Source organism: Paenibacillus whitsoniae, assembly GCF_003955665.1.
GTDB lineage: Bacteria > Bacillota > Bacilli > Paenibacillales > NBRC-103111 > Paenibacillus_E > Paenibacillus_E whitsoniae.
The window spans coordinates 235121-257998 of sequence record NZ_RXHU01000022.1; the positions used below are offsets into that span (position 1 = coordinate 235121).

The 22878-nt window shown below is 45.8% G+C and carries 15 protein-coding genes and 1 pseudogene; 4 read left to right on the forward strand and 12 right to left on the reverse strand.

Features of this window, described 5'->3' with window-relative positions:
- Positions 1-9 precede the first annotated feature (9 nt).
- Positions 10-972, reverse strand: coding sequence for an N-acetylneuraminate lyase (locus EJQ19_RS08835; RefSeq protein ID WP_126140836.1), 963 nt, complete (start codon positions 970-972; stop codon positions 10-12).
- A 164-nt stretch (positions 973-1136) separates the two neighbouring features.
- On the opposite strand from EJQ19_RS08835, the gene EJQ19_RS08840 reads away from it, so the two are divergent.
- Positions 1137-2006 (forward strand): AraC family transcriptional regulator, encoded by an 870-nt coding sequence (locus EJQ19_RS08840; protein ID WP_126140837.1) that lies wholly within the window; start codon positions 1137-1139, stop codon positions 2004-2006.
- 4 nt (positions 2007-2010) lie between these two features.
- On the opposite strand, the gene EJQ19_RS08845 is transcribed toward EJQ19_RS08840, so the two are convergent.
- The 10 genes and pseudogenes from EJQ19_RS08845 to EJQ19_RS08890 all read right to left on the reverse strand — a co-directional run bounded on the left by EJQ19_RS08845 (position 2011) and on the right by EJQ19_RS08890 (position 18612).
- Positions 2011-2616, reverse strand: a complete 606-nt coding sequence (locus EJQ19_RS08845; protein ID WP_126140838.1) for a hypothetical protein — start codon at positions 2614-2616, stop codon at positions 2011-2013.
- A 128-nt stretch (positions 2617-2744) separates the two neighbouring features.
- Positions 2745-3251: pseudogene (locus EJQ19_RS08850) on the reverse strand (glycosyl hydrolase); the annotation flags it as partial.
- Between the two features lie 21 nt (positions 3252-3272).
- The gene (locus tag EJQ19_RS08855; protein ID WP_164716400.1) at positions 3273-3869 is read right to left on the reverse strand and encodes a cellulase family glycosylhydrolase; all 597 of its coding nucleotides are present in this window, start codon (positions 3867-3869) and stop codon (positions 3273-3275) included.
- 93 nt (positions 3870-3962) lie between these two features.
- A complete protein-coding gene (locus EJQ19_RS08860) occupies positions 3963-9041 on the reverse strand; it encodes a CBM96 family carbohydrate-binding protein (RefSeq protein WP_126140841.1) in 5079 nt (1692 codons plus the stop codon).
- A 100-nt stretch (positions 9042-9141) separates the two neighbouring features.
- A complete protein-coding gene (locus tag EJQ19_RS08865) occupies positions 9142-10737 on the reverse strand; it encodes an extracellular solute-binding protein (protein ID WP_126140842.1) in 1596 nt (531 codons plus the stop codon).
- A 58-nt stretch (positions 10738-10795) separates the two neighbouring features.
- Positions 10796-11665, reverse strand: a complete 870-nt coding sequence (locus EJQ19_RS08870) for a carbohydrate ABC transporter permease (protein ID WP_241242800.1) — start codon at positions 11663-11665, stop codon at positions 10796-10798.
- A 24-nt stretch (positions 11666-11689) separates the two neighbouring features.
- Positions 11690-12574, reverse strand: coding sequence for an ABC transporter permease (locus EJQ19_RS08875; RefSeq protein WP_241242801.1), 885 nt, complete (start codon positions 12572-12574; stop codon positions 11690-11692).
- 269 nt (positions 12575-12843) lie between these two features.
- Positions 12844-15168, reverse strand: a complete 2325-nt coding sequence (locus EJQ19_RS08880; RefSeq protein ID WP_164716401.1) for a helix-turn-helix domain-containing protein — start codon at positions 15166-15168, stop codon at positions 12844-12846.
- A 44-nt stretch (positions 15169-15212) separates the two neighbouring features.
- Complete coding sequence (locus tag EJQ19_RS08885) at positions 15213-16832, reverse strand: response regulator transcription factor (RefSeq protein WP_164716403.1); 1620 nt, start codon at positions 16830-16832, stop codon at positions 15213-15215.
- Positions 16813-18612 (reverse strand): sensor histidine kinase, encoded by a 1800-nt coding sequence (locus EJQ19_RS08890; RefSeq protein WP_126140847.1) that lies wholly within the window; start codon positions 18610-18612, stop codon positions 16813-16815. The genes EJQ19_RS08885 and EJQ19_RS08890 overlap by 20 nt, the downstream gene beginning before the upstream one ends.
- 177 nt (positions 18613-18789) lie before the next feature.
- Between EJQ19_RS08890 and EJQ19_RS08895 the strand changes: the two genes are divergently transcribed.
- The 3 genes from EJQ19_RS08895 (at position 18790) to EJQ19_RS08905 (ending at position 21973) form a co-directional block, all read left to right on the forward strand.
- Positions 18790-20148 (forward strand): ABC transporter substrate-binding protein, encoded by a 1359-nt coding sequence (locus tag EJQ19_RS08895; protein WP_126140848.1) that lies wholly within the window; start codon positions 18790-18792, stop codon positions 20146-20148.
- Positions 20149-20237: 89 nt separating this feature from the next.
- On the forward strand, positions 20238-21122 hold the full coding sequence (locus EJQ19_RS08900; protein WP_164716405.1) for a carbohydrate ABC transporter permease: 885 nt from the start codon (positions 20238-20240) through the stop codon (positions 21120-21122).
- Positions 21123-21133: 11 nt separating this feature from the next.
- Entirely contained in the window at positions 21134-21973 is an 840-nt protein-coding gene (locus EJQ19_RS08905) for a carbohydrate ABC transporter permease (RefSeq protein ID WP_126140850.1), read from the forward strand.
- A gap of 92 nt (positions 21974-22065) precedes the next feature.
- Here the strand turns inward: EJQ19_RS08905 and EJQ19_RS08910 are convergent, their stop codons facing one another.
- Positions 22066-22869, reverse strand: coding sequence for a polysaccharide deacetylase family protein (locus tag EJQ19_RS08910; protein WP_126140851.1), 804 nt, complete (start codon positions 22867-22869; stop codon positions 22066-22068).
- Positions 22870-22878 lie beyond the last annotated feature (9 nt).

Below are 22878 nucleotides of genomic sequence, written 5' to 3' on the forward strand. Positions count from 1 at the left end.
AAGCACCTCCTAATGACCGGTACCTATACCATTCCGGTGACGACACAGCACGTCACTTCCCTCGTAGAATGCCTTGATTTGTTCGCGTTCTTTCTCAGTAAACTGTTTAAGCGGCTGGCGGACGGTCCAAGATGAGATAACGCCCTGCAAGTAAAGCATATATTTCTCATATGGAATGACATCGAATTGGATCATATGCGCGATCACTTCGTTTGCCTCGGATTGCAACGCCTGCAGCGTCGGCATATGAGGCCGTTCTTCCGCCGCAATCAGCTTATACATCTGCGCGAACAAGCCTGGCATCATATTAAACGTGCTGCCGATCGCGCCGTCCGCTCCCGCAAAAGCGCCTCCTGAATAAATTTCGTCGTGTCCATTGAAAATTAGGAACTCGCGGCCGCATCTCGCCCGAATCTGCTGCATTTCGAACAAATTCAGCGACGTGAATTTTACCCCGATACATTGAGGATTGCGACTCATCAGCTCGTAGAAGTCCATGGACAGGCTGACCCCCGTCGCTCCTGGGAAATGGTAGATGATCATCGGCAGAGAAGTCGCAGCCATAATGGCTTCATAGTGCTCGCGGATTTCTTGCATCGACACCTTGTAGTAGAAAGGAACAACAGCCGATGCTGCGTCGACGCCTTGTTGCTCGGCATGCTTAGCAAGCCGGATCGATTCCATCGTGGAGATGCAGCCAATGTGTGCAATGATCTTAACGCGCCCAGCCGCCGTCCGGACTACCGTCTCCAATACGTGTTCCCGCTCATCGGTTGTCAAAATAAATCCTTCGCCGGTGCTCCCCCCCACATAAAACCCATGGATACCCTGACTAATTTGATGCTCTACGAGATTTGCCAAAGAGTCGAAATCGATCGTTCCATCCTTATGCAATGGTGTAAGCAGCGCCGTAAAAATACCGCGGAACGCGGATCGTTTGTCATGGTTTGCAGTTTCATTCGTTGTCGTCATACCTTATCTCTCCCTTGGCGCCATCGCGCATGATGTGAATCATGATGATTGTATTGTAGCCCCTGGCACGGCGAATCTTCTCTCACTTTTTTATTAATTCTCTCATTTCTTTATTAAATCGCCTCATTTATAATGAAACTAGATCGAAGGGAGGAAAAGGCGCCATGTATCCGCAGTACTTGTTCGAATACCCGAACGTCCAAACAGACTTTCCTTTTTATATGAAAAAAAAGAAGTATATCTCGGTCCCATCGCATCGCCATGACTTTATTGAATTATCATTGGTGCTTGAAGGGACAGGCAAGGAACGCATCAATGGTGCCGAGCATCATTTGCAGCCCGGCACTATCGTTCTTTTGCTGCCTTACCAGATTCACGAATATGATGCTACCCCGGGCGAGACACTGCAGATGTATATTTGTAATTTCGACATGAAGCTGCTTACCGCGGGCCCTGAATCGGCCTGGGGAATGAACGAGTTTCTATTTGGCAGCGAGAATCCCAGATCTTCGCATATCCAATTAAAGGATCACGATTTCCAGGAAGGACTTTTGCTATGGGAACGGATGTACCGGGAATACGAATCGTTGAAAGCCTGGAAGCCCATTATGCTCCGGGCGCTGCTGCTCGAAGCGTTAGCCATGTTCGTTCGGGGCAGCGACAAGCCAAATGGAAAGCGGATCGAAAAACAACACCAAAAAAATTCCAAGGGTGTTTGGCCCATCGTCCAGTATGTTTACGAACATTATCTCGAAGCGTTATCGCTAACATCCTTATCCGAACAGTTTCACATCCATCCTACACAACTCAGCACACAGTTTGGCAGCGAATTCGGCATCCATTTCATCGAATTCCTTCATGAGCTTCGGGTCCGTCACGCTTGCAGCCTGCTCATTTCCTCCGATTTGCCCATCTCTCAGATCGGCTACGAATCGGGTTTTTCTTCCTATCCCACGTTCTCGCGCGCTTTTCATCGCATGAAGGGAATGTCGCCGCGCGATTACCGGGAGCAGCATTTAAGAAAGCTGCAATGAAAAATCACTTGATTACTTCCACCGACCGAATGTATTCGACACTTCCGTCGTAATCATTGCCGATACGAAAATCGTTGGCATTATTCTGCAAGTTTCTAAAATTCGCATCTGTTATCGTAAATGCAGCTTCCTTCCAAGTATTCGTTCCTGTTTTAACAATATGCAATGGTTTATATATGGCGTTAAGCGCATTGTATTGGATCAATATGGTGTCGGTTCCGGAATCGTAATACGAAACTTTAATCGTCAACTGTGCATCACCTGTTCGGGCGAATCCGTCAGATACCTGAAAATAGAAATATTTGTTGTCGCCTGATATTTTGCGCGCTTCCACACCACCGATTGTCTCCACCGTCGTATACGGTTCTTTCGTTGGATCACTCGATTGAACTTGCTCGATCAAGGTGTAGTTGTTGACATTTTTCAATATAACTTTCGCGTGGTTGCTTTGTTTTCTCACCGTTACCTTGCTGAATGATTTCAATCCATTGTTATCGGCATAAATACGAAAATCGGAAGAACTATTTTGCCTGTTGTCGAATTTAATGTCGTTTAAGGTATACGTTTGGGTTTTCCACCCACCTGTGTTGCCTACATACACTTTAGCCATTGTTGTATAGGCTCCCCCCTGCCCATCGTATTGAAGCTGCCATGAGCCGGACCCGCTGTCTAGATAGGTCACTTCTATCGTAGCCGTTGTATCAAGCCCGTCGTTCGTGTCATAAAGCCATTGGTCGTTCAATCGAAAATATGCATATTTATTGGGGGAACCTGGATATAAGATCCATAGCTCGTTACTCCGCTGTCTGCCGGAGACGTGTTCATAAATAACGTGAGCGCATTTTCCACTTGCGCGCCGAAGAAGCTTTCGGCACCGTTCAACGCTTGGAAATGGTACAAAGCCTTTAGCGGTGATAAATTTTTAGCAACCAGACCAAAATTGTCCTCCTTAACATTGCTCGTGTCCGTGTCTCTATAATTATACCAAAATGTCTTGGCGATATTTGGCCACCGTTTGTTCATCGCATACACTTGATCCGCGTAGTCAGCTTTTTGATATTCATTCGTTCCCATCGAAGAAGAGCCGGTTTCCGTTATCCAGATCGGCTTGCTTCCCAAGGTCGCACTGTACTTATTTACGATGTCCATCATCCCGTTATATTTACTGACCAGAAGCGGTGATGCCCCGTATGCATGGTAATTAATGATGTCAAAATAATTCCCTGCCCCCTTGCTCATCAACGTATCGAACCATGTGCCGAGACCCTAACTTGATAAAGCCAATCCCCCCAATAATACGGTATTGGATGAGTCCGTTGCTTTGACACCGGTATAAGCTTTCTGCAGAAGGGTATTGTAATCGTCGATACTGCTCTTCCAGAATCCTAACGAATCCTGCTCGTTCCAAACCTCCCAATACTGAATTTTCCCTTGATACCTTGTGGTTATAAAATTGACATAGCTTTCCCAATCCACCCAATTGGCTGGTTTATATCTGGCTATATCCGGTGAAGGTGCCCCTGGCATGGAGGAAGCCCAAGGTGCGGTATAACATAAAATCCAGACAATATGAATGCCCTTTGCGGTCAATTGATTGACCATATTATCCAATTGATTCAAGTAGGCCGTGTCATACACGCCTTTGGCCGTTTCAATCCTGCCCCATTCCGGGGAAATGCGGATCCATTGAATTTGGGAATCGGCGATTTGATTGATTTCCGTCGTGTAATCCGTCGTGTAGCGTTGCAAGGGGTCATTCACCCCAAAGTAGTCGGAATCGATGGCGTTGGCTTGGTTAAGCGGTAAACCGATGATGCCTGCAAGACAAATCATCAAGAAAATCCCCATCTTCCTCAGAAACATATAAAGTCCCTCCATTCAATTTGAAAATGCATGTTGGATCGCCATGTATAAGGAAAGCCCCGGTCAGATTTACTTTCTAACCGGGGCAGACCATCATTCTAGCGCGTGGGCAAGTTCAATCAAGATGTCTGCCAACTCGTTCCCAATCCGTTTTCCTTTTTGCGCTGATATCTCGTTCACATAAGCGCCATACTGGGAATGTTCCAGCTTTTTGACAAGCGAGTTGACCACTCCTTTCGATCCTTCTCCGGTTACGAAACGCTCCGTTAATGCTGCTAAGCTGTCCCCTGTCACTTGAATTAAGTAACTTGATGTTTCGATTGTCATGTGGCCTGCCGCATCCTCAGCAGTGGCCAATACCTGGTGTGTGCCTAATCCGAGCATATAGGCAGGACTATCAACCAGCAGCCCGTTGCAATTGCTGTACACGATGCCAGACACGCTATCTGCTGCCGAACATGCGATCTTCACGTGTTGATCGACTGTAAACGTGCCAACGCCGGAAATTTGCACAATCGGGGAAGTCTGATCAATTTGGAATGTAACCGACTTCGTTTGTTCTACATTTCCTACAGCGTCGGTTGAGCGGTATAACAACGTATGTGCTCCATCTTCGGCAAAAATAAGTTCATGCGTGTATGGCTGCCATGTGGCGCCGCCATTCAAACTATACACGGACTCTGTCACGCCGGACCGATCATCCGTGGCGCTAAGTTTAACTTTGACATCAGACGCATACCATTCGTTATGCTTCGTTCCGGCAAGTGCAGCTGCTGTAGTAGGCGGGGTATCATCCGTTACGATCCACTGCATAGCACGGAATTTATTGGATAATTTACCGTCACCTATACCGGCCCCCCATTCAATCCAACCTTTTCTGCCGTTACCATCATTGTCATTCACTAATAATGAGAAGCTGATGACTCCGTTTCTTTCTGCTTTGATCGGTGTTAATTCCGACCAAGGAAGCGTCAATTCGTAAATTGTCTCGTGCTGATCTTCATCTCTTGTCACGACAAGATTGCCATTGGTCACCAACCCTTTACTTACTCCCGGAGGTGTAATCCAGCGATAAATTTGCGGACCGTTTGGTGTTTGGGAAATCCCGTATTCATACCAACTGAGACTCTCTCCCGGGAGGCCGTTCGAAATTGCGAATTGAAAGCTGTCATTTTTATAAATGTCCGCTCCAGAAAAAGGTGCCGACATGGTGTCATCTTTGACTCTTGCTGTGATATACAGACGATTTGAATCGAAGTTAAGCCAAAATTTCCCGCTCAAATCATTTGATCCTTGATAACCTGTCATCTTGACCGTCCCCTTGGACAGGTCGATTGTGGAGGAAGCGGCTGCCGTTTCTGGATCGAGCGCTCCATCAACGCTAACCGTCCCTTGCATAATGGGATTGAATTCAGCCGTTCCTTCATAAGTGAATGGGTCGTAGTCATCAAAGTAAACCGTGACTTTAAGCGTATTCGTTACCCCTAGACCGTACCCGGTAAGCGGAATATCAAATACATCTGCAGAACTGGACTGTACCACAGCATGCAATTCCTTCGTTCCCGATTTCGTACCGAACTTCCATTCGACTTTTCTAACTTGCAATCCTTTGGTGGCAGAAAGATTGCTGATCTGAATTTGAAGCGTTTTGCTCATCGTATCTACGTCGGCAATAATGGGACGAACCTTGACTTCATAAGACTGAAGAGCTGTAACCGCGCTCCTTATTATGCCGATCTTGTCATTCCCTTTCATCAAGAAGCCCTTAACCAAGCGGGTTCCGGGTTCATTCAAATTGGTGACGGTCAGCATTTGGGTAACCTTATGACCACCCTCGGCAAATACCGGATGTGACTCACCTTCAACCTTCAAGTTAAATGAGTATGGTGCAGATGTTGTATTATCGGTTTCCAATGTCAGCTGGATCGGATCACCAACCCGGGCGGGATTTCCATGCAGGGAGAACGTGGAATCCTTCTCGACTCCGGAAATATGCCCTTTAATAAAATACGGCTCATCGTTTAAGGTCACATATACGTTCCCATTATGAGGGACATACGTATCTGTATTTCCCATCATATCCGTGATTTGGATCGGATTGGCGGTATGAATAACAGCCGGAACCGACGAACCTGCTGCCCACATAGCTCTTATTTGTTCACCGTCCTTTTGGAAAACGTAACTTCGGATGTCAGTATCCGTCGAATCCTTACTTACAAACTGTGCGCCGCCAAGCGCTCTTGACATGGTCGCATAAGCTGCGTATGCAGGCTTAGGCGTGTAAGCGCCCAGTTTATCATTGGTATTACGGATGATGCCGAAATTATCTTCGTTATAATTGAGTTGAACGCCATCGTTCATAAAATCGTACCAGATGACTTTGTCGATACCGTTCGCGATTGAAACGACATAACTGCGAATTAGATAGTCCGCCTGCTTCTGTTCATCCACTCCGCGACTGTCCCGTTGCGTCGGCCAGCCTGTTTCAGAGATCCAGATCGGTTTCAGCTGCCCGTTATTGTATTGCCGGATCAAGTTCTGCAAACCTATTATTTGACTTTCCAACCGCTCCGGCTCACCTGGATATACATAAGGATGAACGGAAATCACATCCAAATATTGCATGCCCCCAAGTTGGAATACTTTTTCCATCCAATTCAGGTCAATCGCCATGACCATGCCTACGACAGGCAAGTCGGGATGCGCAGCCTTGACGGTTTCATATGTTTTTTTCAGCAATGGAAAATAGTATTCCGGCTTCGAATCTGCCGGGCCGTTTCCTCTGTCCCCGAAGCTTCCGTTGAATTCATTGAAAACTTCAATAGCATCAAGCTGCCCGTCATAATGATCCGCGTACGCCTTCACATAATTGGCGAATCCTTCGCGGCCCTCATTGGTATAAGGGGTGCTATTGTTGTCGTAATAAGGGTTGTTGAACCCGGAAACAAACATGAAATCAAAATGATCATCATTCAACTTTGCCATGTAATCATCGGGAGAAGGAGAAAAGGTGTATGAACCCTTCTGCTTTTCAATACTGTTCCATTCTCTGCCGTCTCGAACCATACCGACACCGGCATAGTTCATCATGTCGATCATATTAGCAGCATCCGCTGGCGGGATACGGTGCAGATGGGTAGCCATCCCAAACGGTGAATTCTCATTCACCGATTGACCTAAGGGAGAAAGCACGGCAAACGGAGTTTTGATGGAAATGGGATCACTAACGTTAGAATCGACCTTGATTTGTAAGGTGAAATAACCGAACGTTGTAAAAGGAACCGTCACTATCGCCTCGCCCTGAGCAACCGGGCTGATCCCCTCGGAAACCGCAGCGCCTTGATAATCAAAGACTTCCCACGCTACGCTTGGTCTTGTGGTTATTACCTTAAATTGAATAGCTTCATTATTGATAAACACATTACCCGGACGAAGCTGAACCAGTTTCGTGGGTGGCAGCGCCGCTGTAACAAAGGGGCCATCCGTGCTCCATTGATTCAAGGCGTTCCCAGCCTCGACCTTAAACGTATACTTTTGATCGATTTGCAGCCCCGTAACTGTAAATGAGCTTGCAGTACCGGCTACTGTCCCTAGCTCGATGCCGTTTTGATAAATTTTATAAGCGGTCACGCCTACAGGATCCGCGGCAGCCGACCAGTTTAATTGCAAGCCTGTTTCGTTGAAATTCGAAATGGTGAGGCTTCCTCCAGACGGCCAATTGGGAGCGTTTGCATTTACGCGATCGGTAGAAAGTTCCAGATACGGACGGTTCACCGTGTTTTCCATGCTGTTAATTTGCACAGCATGCCCTTGTGCAGCTTGCTCTATGAACGCGAAACTGACCGTCTGATCCAACGCCTTTTGCCGTTTCACAAAAGCAGTCACATCGATTTCATACCAGCCCGCTGTTTTGCCTACATTGATATTGGCTATGTAAGTATCGAGAGCTGGCTTCGTATTCCAAGTTACCATGTTTGCTTTCCATGCATCATTCTCCATGCCAAATACTTGGACACCAATCGTCGAATTCTCGGTATCAATGGCATAGATCTTTAATTTAGCCGAAGCGATCTCGCTGGCAAAATAACTTAAATCATATTTCATATACGTTTGCCGGTTTAAATTGGCATCTGCATCAAAATTCTTCACGCCTAGCAACGCAGATGTTCCATAGTTATCATTCGCGTTCCCGCCGCCCCGAACATAAGTGTCCTCGAGTGGCAGCAAAACCGTCTGTTTAGGGTTGGGCAACGTTATGGTCACATAGGGCCCGTCGTTACTCCATTGATTCAGGGCATTACCGGCTTCAACCTTGAACGTAACCTTCTGTCCGACCTGCAATCCTGTCACCGTATACGAGGTTACCGATCCGCCAACCGTTCCGATGACATTTTCGTTTTGATAAATGTTATAGCTAGTCACGCCTGCAGGGTCTGCCGCCGCAGACCAGTTCAGCTGCAGGCTTGTTGCGCTCACGTTAGAAATGTTGACGGATCCCCCAGATGGCCAATTGGGAGAGCTTGCATTTATTCGATCAGCGGAAATCTCCAAATACGGACGGTTCTCCACATTCTCCACACTGTTGATGTTCACAGCATGACCTATTGCCGCCTGCTCCAAGAACGCGAAACTTGCCGTCTGATCCAACGCCTTTTGCTTTTTCACAAATGCCGTCACATCGATTTCATACCAGCTCGCTGTTTTGCCTACATTGATATTGGCTATGTAATGTTCGGGAATAGGCTTGGTATTCCAGGTTACCGTGTTTCCTTTCCATGCGTCGTCTTCCATGCCAAATACTTGAACGCCGATCGTTGAATTCTCCGTGTCAATAGCATATATCTTTAACTTGGCGGATCCGATCTCACCTGCAAAAGAACTTAAATCATATTTCATGAAAGCTTGTCGGTTAATATTAATATCTGCAGCAAAACTCTTTACACCTAGTGTTGTAGTGGATCCAAAATTCGTATTCGCGTTCCCTCCATTTCTGACATAGGTGTCTTCGCTCGGATATAACTGGGAGCTAACTGGATCGGCTGACGCTGCAAAAGCTGACATGTTATCATTTGCAAAGGGAACAAGCGGAGCAACAAAACCTTGGAGCAAAGCGGCTGTCATTGAAAAGGCTAAAACCATGCTTGTTACTTTCAATTGCATTTTTTTTAACACGAACTCACCTCTTCTCGTTATTTTTAACTTATAAGCCAAGCTCTTCTCCCGGACATCACGGACATCCGGAAAAAGAGTTTGCCAATTTCGTTACCGATTGTTATTTAAAATTGTTCTTGTTCTTCTGGTACCAATCCTGAACCTGTTTGTCGACGCTATCTCCGCCTAGGCGCTTCCATTCTTTGCGAAGATCATTCATTCCATCCTGGGCTGTTATCGACTTCCCGCCGGTAACCACTTTCGTTTCAATCTGAACGGCGATCGGTGAGAACGTAGCGATCAACTGGGTTAATTCAGGAATATCCGGGCTATACGGAATATCTCTCCGGTACACATTCTTCATTGCCAATTCAAGCGACTTCGCCTTCAACTTGGCATAGTTCTGGGATAGCTCATCCTTCGCCGCCGTGTCTATAATCAATTTAGGTGTCATAATCGAATCGATCATAAGCGCGTACTCGCCGGCATAACTGACTTCCTTGACAAATTTGTCTTGATTGATGGTCTGCCTAGCGCCATCAACCGTTTTATAATGGACGTTCTCCTCCCCATACTTGAGAGGCACCCATCCATCCTTCAGCATCCAGTCTAAAAATTGAATGGCTGATTTGATTTGATCTTCCTTCATTTTACTGTTGAATACCGTAAATACACTCGGAGGCGCTTCCTGGTATAAGCCGCTCTTGCCATACTTGGTGCTGATCGATTCAAGCGGAACCAACTTCGCATCCGGCACATTTTTCAGTAAATCGCGATAGGCGTTATCGATATTTACCGTACCCCATTGTCCCAAATATATGCCTGCTTTACCGGTCGTCAACAACTGACTTGAACGCTGAAAGTTGGTGTCTGTAATATATTCCTTGTCGATCAATCCCTCGTCAAAAAGCTGCTTCTGGAACGCAAGCGAATCCGTAAAACGGTCAAGGAGCCTGCCGTATTCCAGCTTGCCGCCTTCCACATACCACTGATTTTCTTGGGTGAAAAATAAAGCTCGCAAAATACCGGTGCCGCTACCGCTTAATGAGATCGGTACGGTGTCCGCTTTACCGTTGCCATCCGGATCGCCATCTCTGAATTTGCGAGCGACTTCTATAAATTCTTCAGCCGTAGTCGGAGCTTTCAGTCCTAGCTTATCCAACCAGTCCTGACGAATCCACATGCCGTGATTGGCGACTGTTTCTCGCGCGAACGAAACCGCATACGTTTGACCGTTGACGTTCAAATAAGGCTTGAGCTCCGGGTGTTTCTCCAGATATGCTTTGTACGTTGTGCTGTACTTGTTGATATAATCGCCGATCGGCTGAATAACGCCTTGGTTGGCCAATTGGCTAATATAATTTCGGTCGTATTCCCAGATTAAATCAGGCGCTTCACCGGAAGCGATAAGAGCATTCAATTTGGGCTGCGCTTGGCTCCTGGTAACGGGAACCCATTTGACATTCACAGGCGACTTCTCATTGATCCACTTTGTCCACCGATTGTTTTCATAAGTGCCTTCCTCCGTCGGTACCGTACCGCGATCGAACATCGATATGCTGATTTCTTTCTTAGGTCCCGAACTGGGTGCTGAGGAGGAAGCCGGCGAACTGCTTGTTGGTACCGAAGAAGTCTGATTGGAGCTGCATGCGACAAGTAATGACAAAGCCATGGTTACAGCGAGAACGGCATTTCCTGCGTATTTGAACTTGCTCATTCAATTTATCCCCTTTATCTGTATGAAATGGAAATCTAGCGTCAGTTCGCTTTGGAGATCAACCTTTGACCGAACCGATCAAAACGCCTTTGACAAAATATTTCTGAAGGAATGGATATACGCAAAGAATCGGCATCACAGCGATGACAACAGCAGCTGCTTTTATCGCTTCCGGAGTAAGCAGAATTCGTTCCGCCGCATCATTTCCTCCAATATTGTTTAATAAATTCTCATCTACCTTGTTAACCATCTGATAAACCTTTACCATAACGGTCAGTTTGGCCGACTTTGTGATGTAGAGCATCACGTTAAAGTAGCTGTTCCACCAACTAACGGCATAGAACAAGGATAATGCAGCCAAAATAGGCTTACAGAGCGGGATAAAGATCTGCATTAATTTTAGCCAATCGCCGGCACCATCCATAGATGCAGACTCCTCAATTTCCTCAGGCAGCCCTTCCATAAATGTTTTCATCACAAACATATTGTAGGTGCTGATTAATCCAGGCAGCCAAACAGCCCAGTACGAGTTCATTAAACCTAACGTTTTGATGAGGATAAAGTTAGGAATGATGCCAGCAACAAACAACATCGTAACCGTGATCATCATGAGCAGCGTGTTTCGACCGAGGAGTCTTCTTTTTGAGAGCGGATAAGCTGCCAGAATGGTCATGACCATATTAAGCGCCGTTCCGACAACCGTGACAACAACTGTGTTGCGCATGGCTACAAATAACTGGCCATCGTCAAACAAACGTTCATAGGCAACTACATTGAACTCGACTGGCCATAAGAAAACTTCTCCGGAATTAATCGCTCTGCTGCTGCTGAAAGATGCCGCAATTTCGTACCAGAATGGGAATAGAGTCAATAATGAGAAACAGCCAAGGAGTATGTAAACACTTATTCTTGCAAATCCATTTAGCATCTTTTTGTTAGTCCTATACATGGCTTACCATAACCCCCGTTCTCCGGACATTCGAATCATCCGGTTAACGCCAACGATCAGGATCAGGCCGACAGCCGATTGGAACAAACCTATCGCTGTTGTATAGCTGTAACTCATATTCTGCAAACCTACCCGATACACATAGGTGCTAATTACATCTGCAACATCAAGTACCGAGTTATTTTGCAGAACAAGTGTTTGTTCCAACCCCACATCCATCATTTGCCCCATTCTAAGAATAAGCAGTATGGCAATCGTACTGCGAATGCCTGGTAATGTAATGTGCCATATCTGTCGTAGCTTGTTGGCACCGTCCATCTTCGCTGCATCATAGAGCTGCGGATCAATCGAGACGATTGCCGCCATATACAGAATCGTCCCCCACCCTGCTTCCCTCCAGGTACTCGATAACGTATAGACAATCGGCCACCAGAACGAGTCGGCCATGAAGTAAACGGAGTCCCATGCAGTTAATTTCTTGATGACCATATTCACAACTCCCGTGCTTGGTGATAACACGGCAACCACAATTCCGCCGAGCACTGCCCATGACATGAAGTGAGGAACGTACAGCATATTTTGCACCATGCTCTTATACCATTTCCGCCTTGCTTCATTGAGCAAAAGTGCAAGGACAATCGGGACGGGGAATCCGAGAATGAGACTGTACAGGTTAAGTACGAGTGTGTTTCTCAAAATCCGCCAAAAGTCCGGGCTTGTGAAAATCATTTGAAAATGCTTGAATCCAACCCATTGGCTTCCGAAAATGCCGTCCACAAACCGATAATTCTTAAATGCTATGATCTCACCGAGCATCGGAGCGTACTTGAACAGAATGTAAAAGCTGATGACAGGCAGGAGCATCAAATATAAATGTTTATCCTGCATCAGCCTTCTCCATACCGTTTGCCTGAACTTTCCGATACCAACCGTTTGTGTCCCGGTCCGTAATTCTGTTGCCGGGAGCCTACCCTTCATATCGTATCACCCTCTCGTTATGTCATTTGTCAAACCTTCGTTCGCTTACGGTTTGATTGTAGGTTAGGCGATAAGAGAAGGAAATAGACTTGTTATGTGCTTCGTATCTATTTTTTGTATTTGGTCTGGTTACATTTCTTTAGGGTGGTACCTTAATCTTAGGTTTTGCTCGTTGAAGCTTACTCCGACGCTGATTTTTCTTCAGACATGAGCACCCACTCCCGATATTCGGTTGGTGTCATGCCCGTATATTTTTTAAAAGCGCGAAGATAGCTGCGTGTATTCGTGTATCCAACCCCTTCCGCTATATCGTTAATCTTGCGGTTCTTAACAGCAAGGAGCTCCTTGGAAGCATTAATCCGGATCTCAATCAAATAATCAATGAAGTTTTTCTCCGTATATTCTTTGAACAACTTGCTAACGTAGGTCGGATTTAACTGAAACCTTTCGGACAGCAACTCGAGAGAAAATTCACTGTCACGATAATGATCTTGAATGTAAGGCAATAACCTATCTATGGTTTTATTGCTTCCCCGTTGACTTCGTTTTTCTTCAATTTTCCCCGCAAGTCCTTCAAGTACGGTTTGGACAATCCGTTGTGCATCCTGCCAATTGTCGCATTGATGAATCCGTTGGTGGAGATTCCCCATCTCTCTAAGCGTTTCCTCTGTATTTATGCCGACCGAAGCAACGACCTGCAATGATTTCATGATCAATTCGTAGGAGAGTTGCCTTATCAAATCGGGAGATAAGCTGCCGTTGACCGCTTCTATAAACAATTCGGATATGTATCCCTCTAATATCCCGTTCTCTGTCTGCTTTACCGCTTCCACAATTCGATCCGTCATCGTTATCAAGCGGTAATAGTCCTGATTATCATGCCCCAGCACATCTTCGATAGAAATAACGGAATGACTGCCGATGACCATTTTATATTGCAGAGCCTTTTGCGACTCCTCGTACGATACGGGAATATCCTTCATTTCCTGATAACATCTTCCTACACCGATGGTCACTTGAAGCTCGAATTGCCTCTTCATGACATCCAAGACCAAATCGAGGACGGCCAATGCACGCAGATGGTTTTGTTCCCTATCTCCTTCTGCAAAACTAAAAACGATGGCAGCGAACCCCGCTCCTAAATCGACTGCGGCCCCCGAGTTCTCCATATTCATCAACTCTTCCGCAACGTTGCATAACGCATACGTATACAAGGTTACATCTTTCGGGCTAACGCTGCCTTCCTTAGCGATCTCGGCCGTACACACGACAAACCTATGAGCATACAAGCGGATTCCGGTGAATTCCAGGTGATGGCGCACAGAGGCGTACTCCGTTCTATACCCGGACAGCATGTCTAAGATGATTCTCCATTTCAATACGGGTTTGGAATCCCGGACCTGCTTCTCTAGGTGCTCACGGTCTACAAACATTTGGTCGAATACCGTTTCTAGGTAACCCAGTCCAACGGAACCTCTCACTGATTCATGCTCCGGATGGACTGGCTTGAACGCTCCTGACATTTTCCCGACTAATCGGTCCAAGGGCTTAAAGGTCCGACGGTTTACGTAAAAAAGAACTGTAAGAGCTAGAAGAACCATGCCGACGGCAAACGCAATCATCAAACTCCGTGTAGATTCCAAAGGCTGATACATGTTAGATTTGGGAATTACGCTGACAATTCGCCACCCTGTATAATTTGAGGCCGTATAAAATATCGATTGCTCAATCCCCTCTATTTTCACTGTGAAATGTCCGCTACCGCTGCGGCTCAAAACCTGCCCAATATAAGGAATATTCGCCAAGTTTTTATACAATTGCGTTGAGTCATCATGCGTCACTATATTGGCCTGATCATCAATGATGAAGGTATGTCCATCTTGCTCTTTTTCATACACATTCTTGATCATTCGATAAAGAACATCTTCATTGATATTGATGGCAACAAGTCCTTTTCGATATTCAGGGCTGCTGATGGAAGGATAGGAGCGGATCAGCGTGATGACATCCTGTTCTTTTTCGCCGTCCCATACTTTATGTGTTGCCAACCATTTTGAATGACCTTTCATCTTTATGTAGTTAGCCAACCAGGTGTCTTGTGAGACATCCCCCTTCATATAGATTTTATCGGTTAGCATATCACCGCTTACCTCTGAATAAAGGAATATAGATGAAAACAGTTCATTCGTATGTACAAGCGTTTTCAGCTTGTTGGACAATCCAAAAAAATTCGCATATTTCTGAGCCGCATCATCATAACTGTCATACATGAAATAAACATACTCTAACTCCTGCGACATATTCAGCAAATCTTTCTCCGTTTGGCGGAAAACGATTTCGATCTTATCATCAATCTGCTTTAACAAGGCAAGATGGGTAGTCTGCAGATCCTGTTCCAATCGTCCAACGGTTCCTGCATAAGATAACCAAAAGGTTAAAAAAATGATCGCAATAAAGACCAAGCTGTAAATAAACATGACCTTGCCAGAAATACTCAACTTCATAGACATCTCTCCCTGCTACAATCGCTCACTTGATCTCGCTGGTCTTATTGACGGAATTCAGTAGGGGTCATCCCGATTCTCTTTTTGAAGAGTCTACTGAAATATTTCTCGTCTTGGTACCCCACGCGATTCGCGATTTCATACGTTTTGAGATTAGAGCCCAGCAGCAGTTGCTTGGCCTTATCCATCCGAACCTGGGTTATATAATCGGTTAAATTTATGCCCTCGACCTGCTTAAATAAAAAGCTCAAATAGACAGGCGATACAAATACTTCTTTAGCAATGATATCCAGCGAAAGGTTGCTGGCAAATTGAGTCTCCAGCATAGCCTTCACGTTCTCCACAACGTTATTCCTGCCAGATTTGCGCAACTCAACGGTCAGGTGGAGCAAATAGCGAAGGAACGACTTGCAGATTTGACTCAGCTCCTGCAAGGTAGCGGCGGCTACAACACATTGAATCTGTTCAGCGGTCAACAACTGATCCAATTGCATCTTGGGATGCAGCTCGGATATCACATTGGCGCCATAGATCATGGCTTGCAGACTTTCTGTTTTCGTCAATGGAATCGCGATCTCTTTCTCCTGCAGTTCGGTGAAAAAGTATTGCATCCACGCCTCCAATTCCTGAAGATTGCCGATCTTGAGCGCCATTCGCAGCCGTTCATAAGCCGTTGATAGGTCTTCCGCGGCAGGCGCTTCCGTTATCAGTGAATCCTGTCCATCGCTCTTTTTCCTGCTCTTGGACATTTCCCAGTCTACATCGTCAATAAAAATAACTTCATTCGGCCCGGTATAATATTTGTATTCCAAGGCCATCTTGGCTTGTCCATAGGCCATCTTTCCTTCGTGAAGCAACTGTCCGTTATGGGCAGAGACGCCGACGGTAACAAAGTATTTTAAGGTCATCTTTATATTCATCACCAACTGCCGCAGGTCACGGCGAAGTTCCTCCAGGGAGCATGTCATATGCATAATCAGTACAAACTTACCCGATGTCTCCAGAAAAATGCATTTCTTTTCCCATTGCTGCAACGTTTCCTCCGCAATGTTCTGAATAGCAAAATTCATCAGCTGTTGATCTTCATAATTAAAATCTCTGAGCATTTCAGGATCCTGTTCGATTTGCAGCAAGACGATTCGGAAAGGCTCCAAGGTTAAAGGAACGTTCAGATAGGCCGTTTTCTCTATAAACAGCTTCTCGGGGAGCCTGGCTCCTTCCAGTAAGCTTCTCAGAAACCTGTCACGGATTAGCGGCATATTTTCCTGCAGCTGGCGGTATCGTTGATTTTCTTCCTCCCATTCCTTTTTGATCTTAACGAGCACTTCTAACAGCATATCCGTGTCCGGCGGCTTCAGCAGATAATCAGAGGCGCCAAGCTGAAGCGCTTGTCTGACATAATCGAATTCATCATGACCGCTGAGAATGACGGATTTCATTGCCCATTCCCGATTGCGAATTTCGGCAAGCAGCTCCACGCCCCCCATGACGGGCATCTGGCAATCTACGATAATCAAATTGGGCATGGTGCAGGCCATTTGCTCCAAGGCTTTCCTTCCGTTTTCCGCCGGCGGCAGCCACTCGAAGCCGTATTCTTCCCAGGGAATGATCATCCTTAATCCTTTTATAACGATCGCTTCATCATCAATGACCATGACTTTCATATAGTTTCCCCCATTGTGCTTCATTCTCGATCATTGGAATTCGTACAATTACCGTGGTTCCGACATCAGGCGTGCTGTTGATTTGCAGCGCATAGGCAGGGCCGAACATCATCTGCAGCCTTTCATTCACATTGCGCAAGCCATACCCGCCTTTGCTTCGTACTGGAATATACAACAGTTGTTTCACCTGGTCAGGATCCATGCCCTTGCCATTGTCCTGCACGATGCAAACAATATCGTTTCCTTGAACATAGGAACGAAGCAGAAGAACACCTTGGCGCTCCATTTCCGGTTCGAAGGCATGCAGGATGGCATTTTCCACAATAGGTTGGAGCAGAAGCTTCATCGTAATAAAATGGCCAATTGCAGCATCAATATCCCAAATGGGCGTGAATCGACTAGGGAAACGTGCATGCTGAATACTGATGTAGGCTTTGATTTGATTGATTTCATTTTCCAATTTGTAGTAATCTTCACCCTTATTCAGCGAGAGCCGAAATAATTCGCTTAACGATTGAACGACTTTCGCCGTGTGATTATCTCCGTTAATTTTGGAGCTAAAGAAAATGTAATCCAACGTATTGTAGAGAAAATGCGGCTCAATCTGGGCTTGCAGCGTCCTCAATTCAATCATCTTCTGATTCGTTTGACTGATATACACTTTCTGAATTAACTCATTCAATTGGGCGACCATTTCATTGTACTTTTGCGTGAGCAGCCCGATTTCATCCTTCGACTCCACGGGAACCTTTTGATTAAAGTCCCCTCGTTTAAAATTATTCATAGACCGCAGCAATTTCTTAATCGGCAAGGTAATGCCTTTGGAAAGCAAGATTGACATCACAATCGCCACGAGCAGGAGCGAGAATGACAGGATAATCGTGCTGCTGAGCACAATGCCATATTGCTTTTGGATGTCTTCCATGGGAGTTAGGCTCACAATATGCCAGCCATAAGCCTCAATGGACGTGTTCGCGGCTAAATATTTTTTATTCTCGATTTCATACATCCAGGTTTGATTGGGCTGCAGCAGTTGTTTAATTCCGTTTACATTGTCTTTAAAATGCTTGCTCATTTCTTTATCATCCAGTTTGCTGGCAACGAGATGATAATTATCGTCGAACAGAAGCAGATTGGTCGTCCGGCTGATCTGCACGTCCTGGATGGCCTCACGGATCGCATCCCGATTCATGCCCAGAAAAAACATGCCCAGCTTTTTGTCGGCATCATACAAGCTTACAATCCGCCGGCCTAGCACGATATCATTGTAATTATGTGCATATATAAACAGCGAGGAGCCTGAATAATCCAAGTGAGGCTGGCCGTCAAGCGCTGCTGTCGCCATATACAAGGGGGAATCTTTAAATTCCTCATAGGGCACCACCTGCCTATAAAACCCGGAGAAATCCTTAAATATAAAATCATTTTCGCCATACAAGATAATAAGTGAGATATACTTTTTCGCTATTTTCAAATTAGATAAATAATTAAAAATCGTCTTTTGCGGATCGCCTGCAGACGGAGGGCTGACCTCGCTTAGCAGCGATTGAATGGTTTCGTTCCCCACAATAAAGGAAGAGAGGTCCGTTGCATCATCCAGCATATGTTTCACATTGTCTGCAATCAACCGGATGATTTGCACTTGATTCTGCATCGTCTGTTTCTCCAAAGAGCGGGTTGCTATGCTATACGAGAAGCTGCCAAGGCCAATGACGGGAATCAGCACGAGCAAAATGAAGGAAACCAGCATTTTGGTTTGTAAGGTTTGGAACTGAAACATCCTGTTTTCTCCTCACTTCTGGTAATTAATTGCATTATAAAGCTTTATAACCGTCTGCGGTATAGTCATCCCGCACTTGCATGAATAAGTCCACCAATCCTTAAAATCGTCACATTGTAATACAATTCGAGAACATTTACGATAAATTTGTAAGCAAATCATCAAGGAGGGGTAAACATGAAACAAGTAAAAAAGCCTGCAGCGGTTCTCATCAGTCTATTGTTACTGGCAGGAGCAGCGCTGACCGGCTGCAGTTCGAAACCAGCGGACAATAGCGGACAAGCGTCAACACCAGCCGCAGCCTCGAAAGAAATCGATTGGAAAACCGTGAAAGCGGATATCCGGTTCGTCTATCCGGGGACATCCGAGGCAGAGAAAGAGTTAGCCGATCAATTTAAAACAAAAATGAAAGAAAAGTATCCGAACGTCAACATTGAGTATATGTTCTTGTCCTGGCAGGATATGGATAAGAAATTGCCTATTATGCTTTCTTCTGCTGACTTTCCGGATATCACGATGACCCAAGACGTCACCAACCTTGTCCAGCTGAATGGCTTGGAGGATCTTTCCCCCTATTTCAATAAAAAAGGAGCCGCATTGAAAAAAGAAGATTTTCTCCCAGGCACACTGGAGTATGCGTCCCAAGGAGATAAAATCTATTCCGTTCCGAACCTTGCCAACTCCTTCACTCTCATGGTCAATGAACAAATGTTGAATGAAGTCGGCATGAAAATCGAAGACTTGAAAACGTGGGACAGCGTAGAGAAAGCAGCGCAGCTCATGACCAAAGGCGATAAGTACGGCTTCGGATACCCGCTGGGCGTAGCTCGCTTCGCTTTCAGAGTTCCCTTTACGGCTGCTTACAGCAATGGCCTAGTGCTGGACGATACGTCGGAAGCATCCAAGAAGAAATATATCGAGACGCTGGATCATTTCAAACGGCTGGAAGCCTATGAACCGAAAGCACATTTCACTTGGGGTTATCCGGAAATGTGGCGCTCATTCAGCAACGGAGAAGTAGGCATGGTTGCTGCAGGAACCTACTTTTCCGCGAATGTCTACAGCATCAATCCAGACATCATTAAGGTTACCCGAGCGATTCCTTATCCGAAGGGACCTTCCGGGCCCAATGCGCAAGCCCCTGTCTCGAGCGTTGGCGTAGGCATGTTCAAAGGCAGCAAAAATAAAGATGTCGCTTGGAGGCTAATCGAAGAGTGGTCGTCCTCCGAGTTTAATACGACAGAAGCTGCCGTCGTCAACGTCACCGCAGTCAAAAATGCCAATTTGGATGAAATCGTCAAGAAGGCTGAAAAGGTTTATCCCAAAGCCATCGATGGACACAAGCGAATTTTGCAAGACTTTAACCAAATTCTTGTCAACAACGGCGTACCCATGGCAACTATCCTAGGACAGCCGGAGATCGAGACCCTTGTGCAAGATAATATGACGAAGCTTCTTATGGGTAAACTGAGTACGGAAGAATCGTATACAGCGATCAAAGACGGGATCAATAAAATTAAAGATAAGTTTAAATAACTTTCGTCATGCTTCATCGGGGAACTGACAAGGATTATACAGTCGCGGTTCCCCTTTTTTATTTCGCTTACAGAGGAGGAAGTTCATCTATGAACACCCCAATCAAACGGTATGCTTTCGGCTATATGCTGCTTGCGCCAGTCGTATTATACGTTGCTATCTTTCAGTTCTATCCTTTGTTCGATACGGTTCGTCTCAGCTTCTTCAAATACTCGCTTCTTCATGGCGGTGGCATGCAATTTACGGGCTTGAACAACTATAAAGAGTTGACGATGCATGATGAACATTTCTGGACTATTCTTAGAAATAGTCTTGTTTGGGTCCTTGGTTCCACGCTGCTGCAATTTCTCATTGCCGTTCCTGCTGCGCTCATCCTGAATCAGAAGCTTCGACTTCGAGGCCTTTGGCGCGGGTTAGTGATGGTTCCCTGGGTTTCTCCTGTTGTTGTCATCGGCATCATTTGGAAATGGATTTACGACGGACAATATGGGCTGCTCAATTACTACTTAAAGCTGCTGCATCTGCTTCAAGACAACATTGTCTGGCTTGGACACGAATTTTGGGTGTGGCCGTCCTTGCTGCTCACTTCCACATGGAAAGGATTTCCCTATGTCACGTTGATGCTGCTTTCCGCCCTACAGGGAATTTCCAGTGAGATGAAGGAAGCGGCAGAAATAGACGGAGCAACCACTTGGCAAAAATTCCTTTATGTCACCCTACCTTCGTTAAAACCGATCATGTATGTCACCGGTATGGTTTCCATCATCGCTTCTTGGACGAAGTTCGAAATGATCTGGGCACTAACCAACGGTGGGCCGGGTTACACAACCAGCATTCTGCCGACCTATTTATACACGCACGCGTTCGTTTATTTGGACTTGGGTAAGGGTGCTGCTATTGGAACTTTATCGATGCTGATTGTGTTGATGATGGTATTTGTTTACGCACGATTGTTTGGTAAAGATAATAGTTAAGGGGCGAGAACATGAGAGAAACTTACTTGATGAGATGTTGGAAATATACGATTCTGTTCCTATTATTAGTTTTTACCTTAGTCCCTTTTCTCTGGCTATTGGATACGTCATTCAAGAGCGACGAAGCCATATTTGCCTCTAAACCGACTTGGTTGGTGTCGCCTTTTACCTTGGATAGTTATTCATGGGCTCTCGGAAAAAAAGGGATACAGCTCGGCAAACTGTTGTCCAACTCCCTGATCACCTGCGCGATTACTGCGTTGATAACCGGTTTGATCGCATGTATCAGCGGTTATGGTTTAGCCAGATATAAAGTTCCAGGGATCAAGCTGATCTTCGTCCTGCTCGTATTGGCCCAAATGATTCAAGGCCCCATGATTATGATTCCATGGTATAAGTTTGCCTCCATGGTATCGCTTTTGAATACGAAAACCATTCTCGTCATGATTTACGGTACAATGACCATTCCTGTTGGCGTCTGGATCATGAGCGGTTTTTTCAAAACCATCCCGATCGATCTGGAAGAAGCGGCCTACATGGATGGAGCTACGAAATTCAAAACATTATTTGCTGTCGTGATTCCACTTGCTTTGCCAGGCTTAGTTGCGATTAGCCTCTATTCCTTTATTCTCGGTTGGAACGATTACCAATACTCGCTAATTCTAACGAACTCTCTATCTGCCAAAACCGTTCAAGTCGGCATCGCCGAAGTGATGGAAAGCATGGGCTCTACCAATTGGGGAGGCATCCTGGCTAGCGGTGTGATTATCATCCTTCCGATTATCGTGATCTTTGCTATCATTCAGAAATTTCTCATTGAAGGTTTAACCGCCGGCAGTGTTAAAGGATAATTTCAACACAGTAACGAGTGTTAAGAAGGTTCGCCTCCTTTAACACTCGTTTGTACGTTTCTATATTAACCACTTTCGCAGCATACTTGATTTCACACGACCAACCTTTTGGTTTCGCCCGGTTGGATTTCAACAGCTTGCCCTTCCACGCTCAGCCATACAGATAGGGCGCTTGCATTATGAACCCATTCACCTGAAACAGCAAACCGCAATTGACGCAATGCCGTCATGTACAGCACGATTTCAATATTGGTCGCATACCACACATCAGGTCGGCGACCGATCCTTTCGCCAAATTGCTCTAGCTGATCCCAGTTGTTATTGTTGTTAAACTCATAGCTGTGACCCCACACATAGAGCAGTGACAGGCGTGGATGACGCGGTTGATCATCGATAAACTTCTGACCGAACTCCAGCATATCGCGATGATGGCAAGTCGGCGACCATAATAAAAAATCGTCCGGCATATGAAAGCCGCCATGATGATTCGTGGTTCGGGCATATTCCACGCCAAGGGCAGGAAGCAGCGCCACAACCTCCTTGTTCCAAGCGCCGTACGGGAATGACAACCCCTTTACGGGATATTCGGCAAGTTGCTCCAACGCGCTGCGATCCTGCAAAATCTCATCGGCGATCCTTTCCTTTGGCGACATATTCAAAAACGGATGGTTAACTGTATGCCCGGACACCTCATGCCCGCTGAATAATTCTTTCACTTCCGAACGTTCCAAATACCCTGGCTTGCCCAAGAAGCCAGAGTTCAAGTGAAACGTCGCCCGGATGCCGTAACGATTTAAGATCCGAACCATTTCCCGGTCAAATTCCCGTCCGTCATCGTAACTTAATGTCAGAGCTTTGCTCTTTCCGCCGGGAAATAAATCAAAACGAATACGCATAGGTTCCCT

Bases quoted from the DNA above. Each gene is read 5' to 3' on its own strand.
- EJQ19_RS08835 (WP_126140836.1), bottom strand. From the start codon at position 972: ATGACGACAACGAATGAAACTGCAAACCATGACAAACGATCCGCGTTC.
- EJQ19_RS08840 (WP_126140837.1), top strand. From the start codon at position 1,137: ATGTATCCGCAGTACTTGTTCGAATACCCGAACGTCCAAACAGACTTT.
- EJQ19_RS08845 (WP_126140838.1), bottom strand. From the start codon at position 2,616: ATGGCTAAAGTGTATGTAGGCAACACAGGTGGGTGGAAAACCCAAACG.
- EJQ19_RS08855 (WP_164716400.1), bottom strand. From the start codon at position 3,869: ATGTTTCTGAGGAAGATGGGGATTTTCTTGATGATTTGTCTTGCAGGC.
- EJQ19_RS08865 (WP_126140842.1), bottom strand. From the start codon at position 10,737: ATGAGCAAGTTCAAATACGCAGGAAATGCCGTTCTCGCTGTAACCATG.
- EJQ19_RS08870 (WP_241242800.1), bottom strand. From the start codon at position 11,665: ATGCTAAATGGATTTGCAAGAATAAGTGTTTACATACTCCTTGGCTGT.
- EJQ19_RS08875 (WP_241242801.1), bottom strand. From the start codon at position 12,574: ATGCAGGATAAACATTTATATTTGATGCTCCTGCCTGTCATCAGCTTT.
- EJQ19_RS08880 (WP_164716401.1), bottom strand. From the start codon at position 15,168: ATGAAGTTGAGTATTTCTGGCAAGGTCATGTTTATTTACAGCTTGGTC.
- EJQ19_RS08885 (WP_164716403.1), bottom strand. From the start codon at position 16,832: ATGAAAGTCATGGTCATTGATGATGAAGCGATCGTTATAAAAGGATTA.
- EJQ19_RS08890 (WP_126140847.1), bottom strand. From the start codon at position 18,612: ATGTTTCAGTTCCAAACCTTACAAACCAAAATGCTGGTTTCCTTCATT.
- EJQ19_RS08895 (WP_126140848.1), top strand. From the start codon at position 18,790: ATGAAACAAGTAAAAAAGCCTGCAGCGGTTCTCATCAGTCTATTGTTA.
- EJQ19_RS08900 (WP_164716405.1), top strand. From the start codon at position 20,238: ATGAACACCCCAATCAAACGGTATGCTTTCGGCTATATGCTGCTTGCG.
- EJQ19_RS08905 (WP_126140850.1), top strand. From the start codon at position 21,134: ATGAGAGAAACTTACTTGATGAGATGTTGGAAATATACGATTCTGTTC.
- EJQ19_RS08910 (WP_126140851.1), bottom strand. From the start codon at position 22,869: ATGCGTATTCGTTTTGATTTATTTCCCGGCGGAAAGAGCAAAGCTCTG.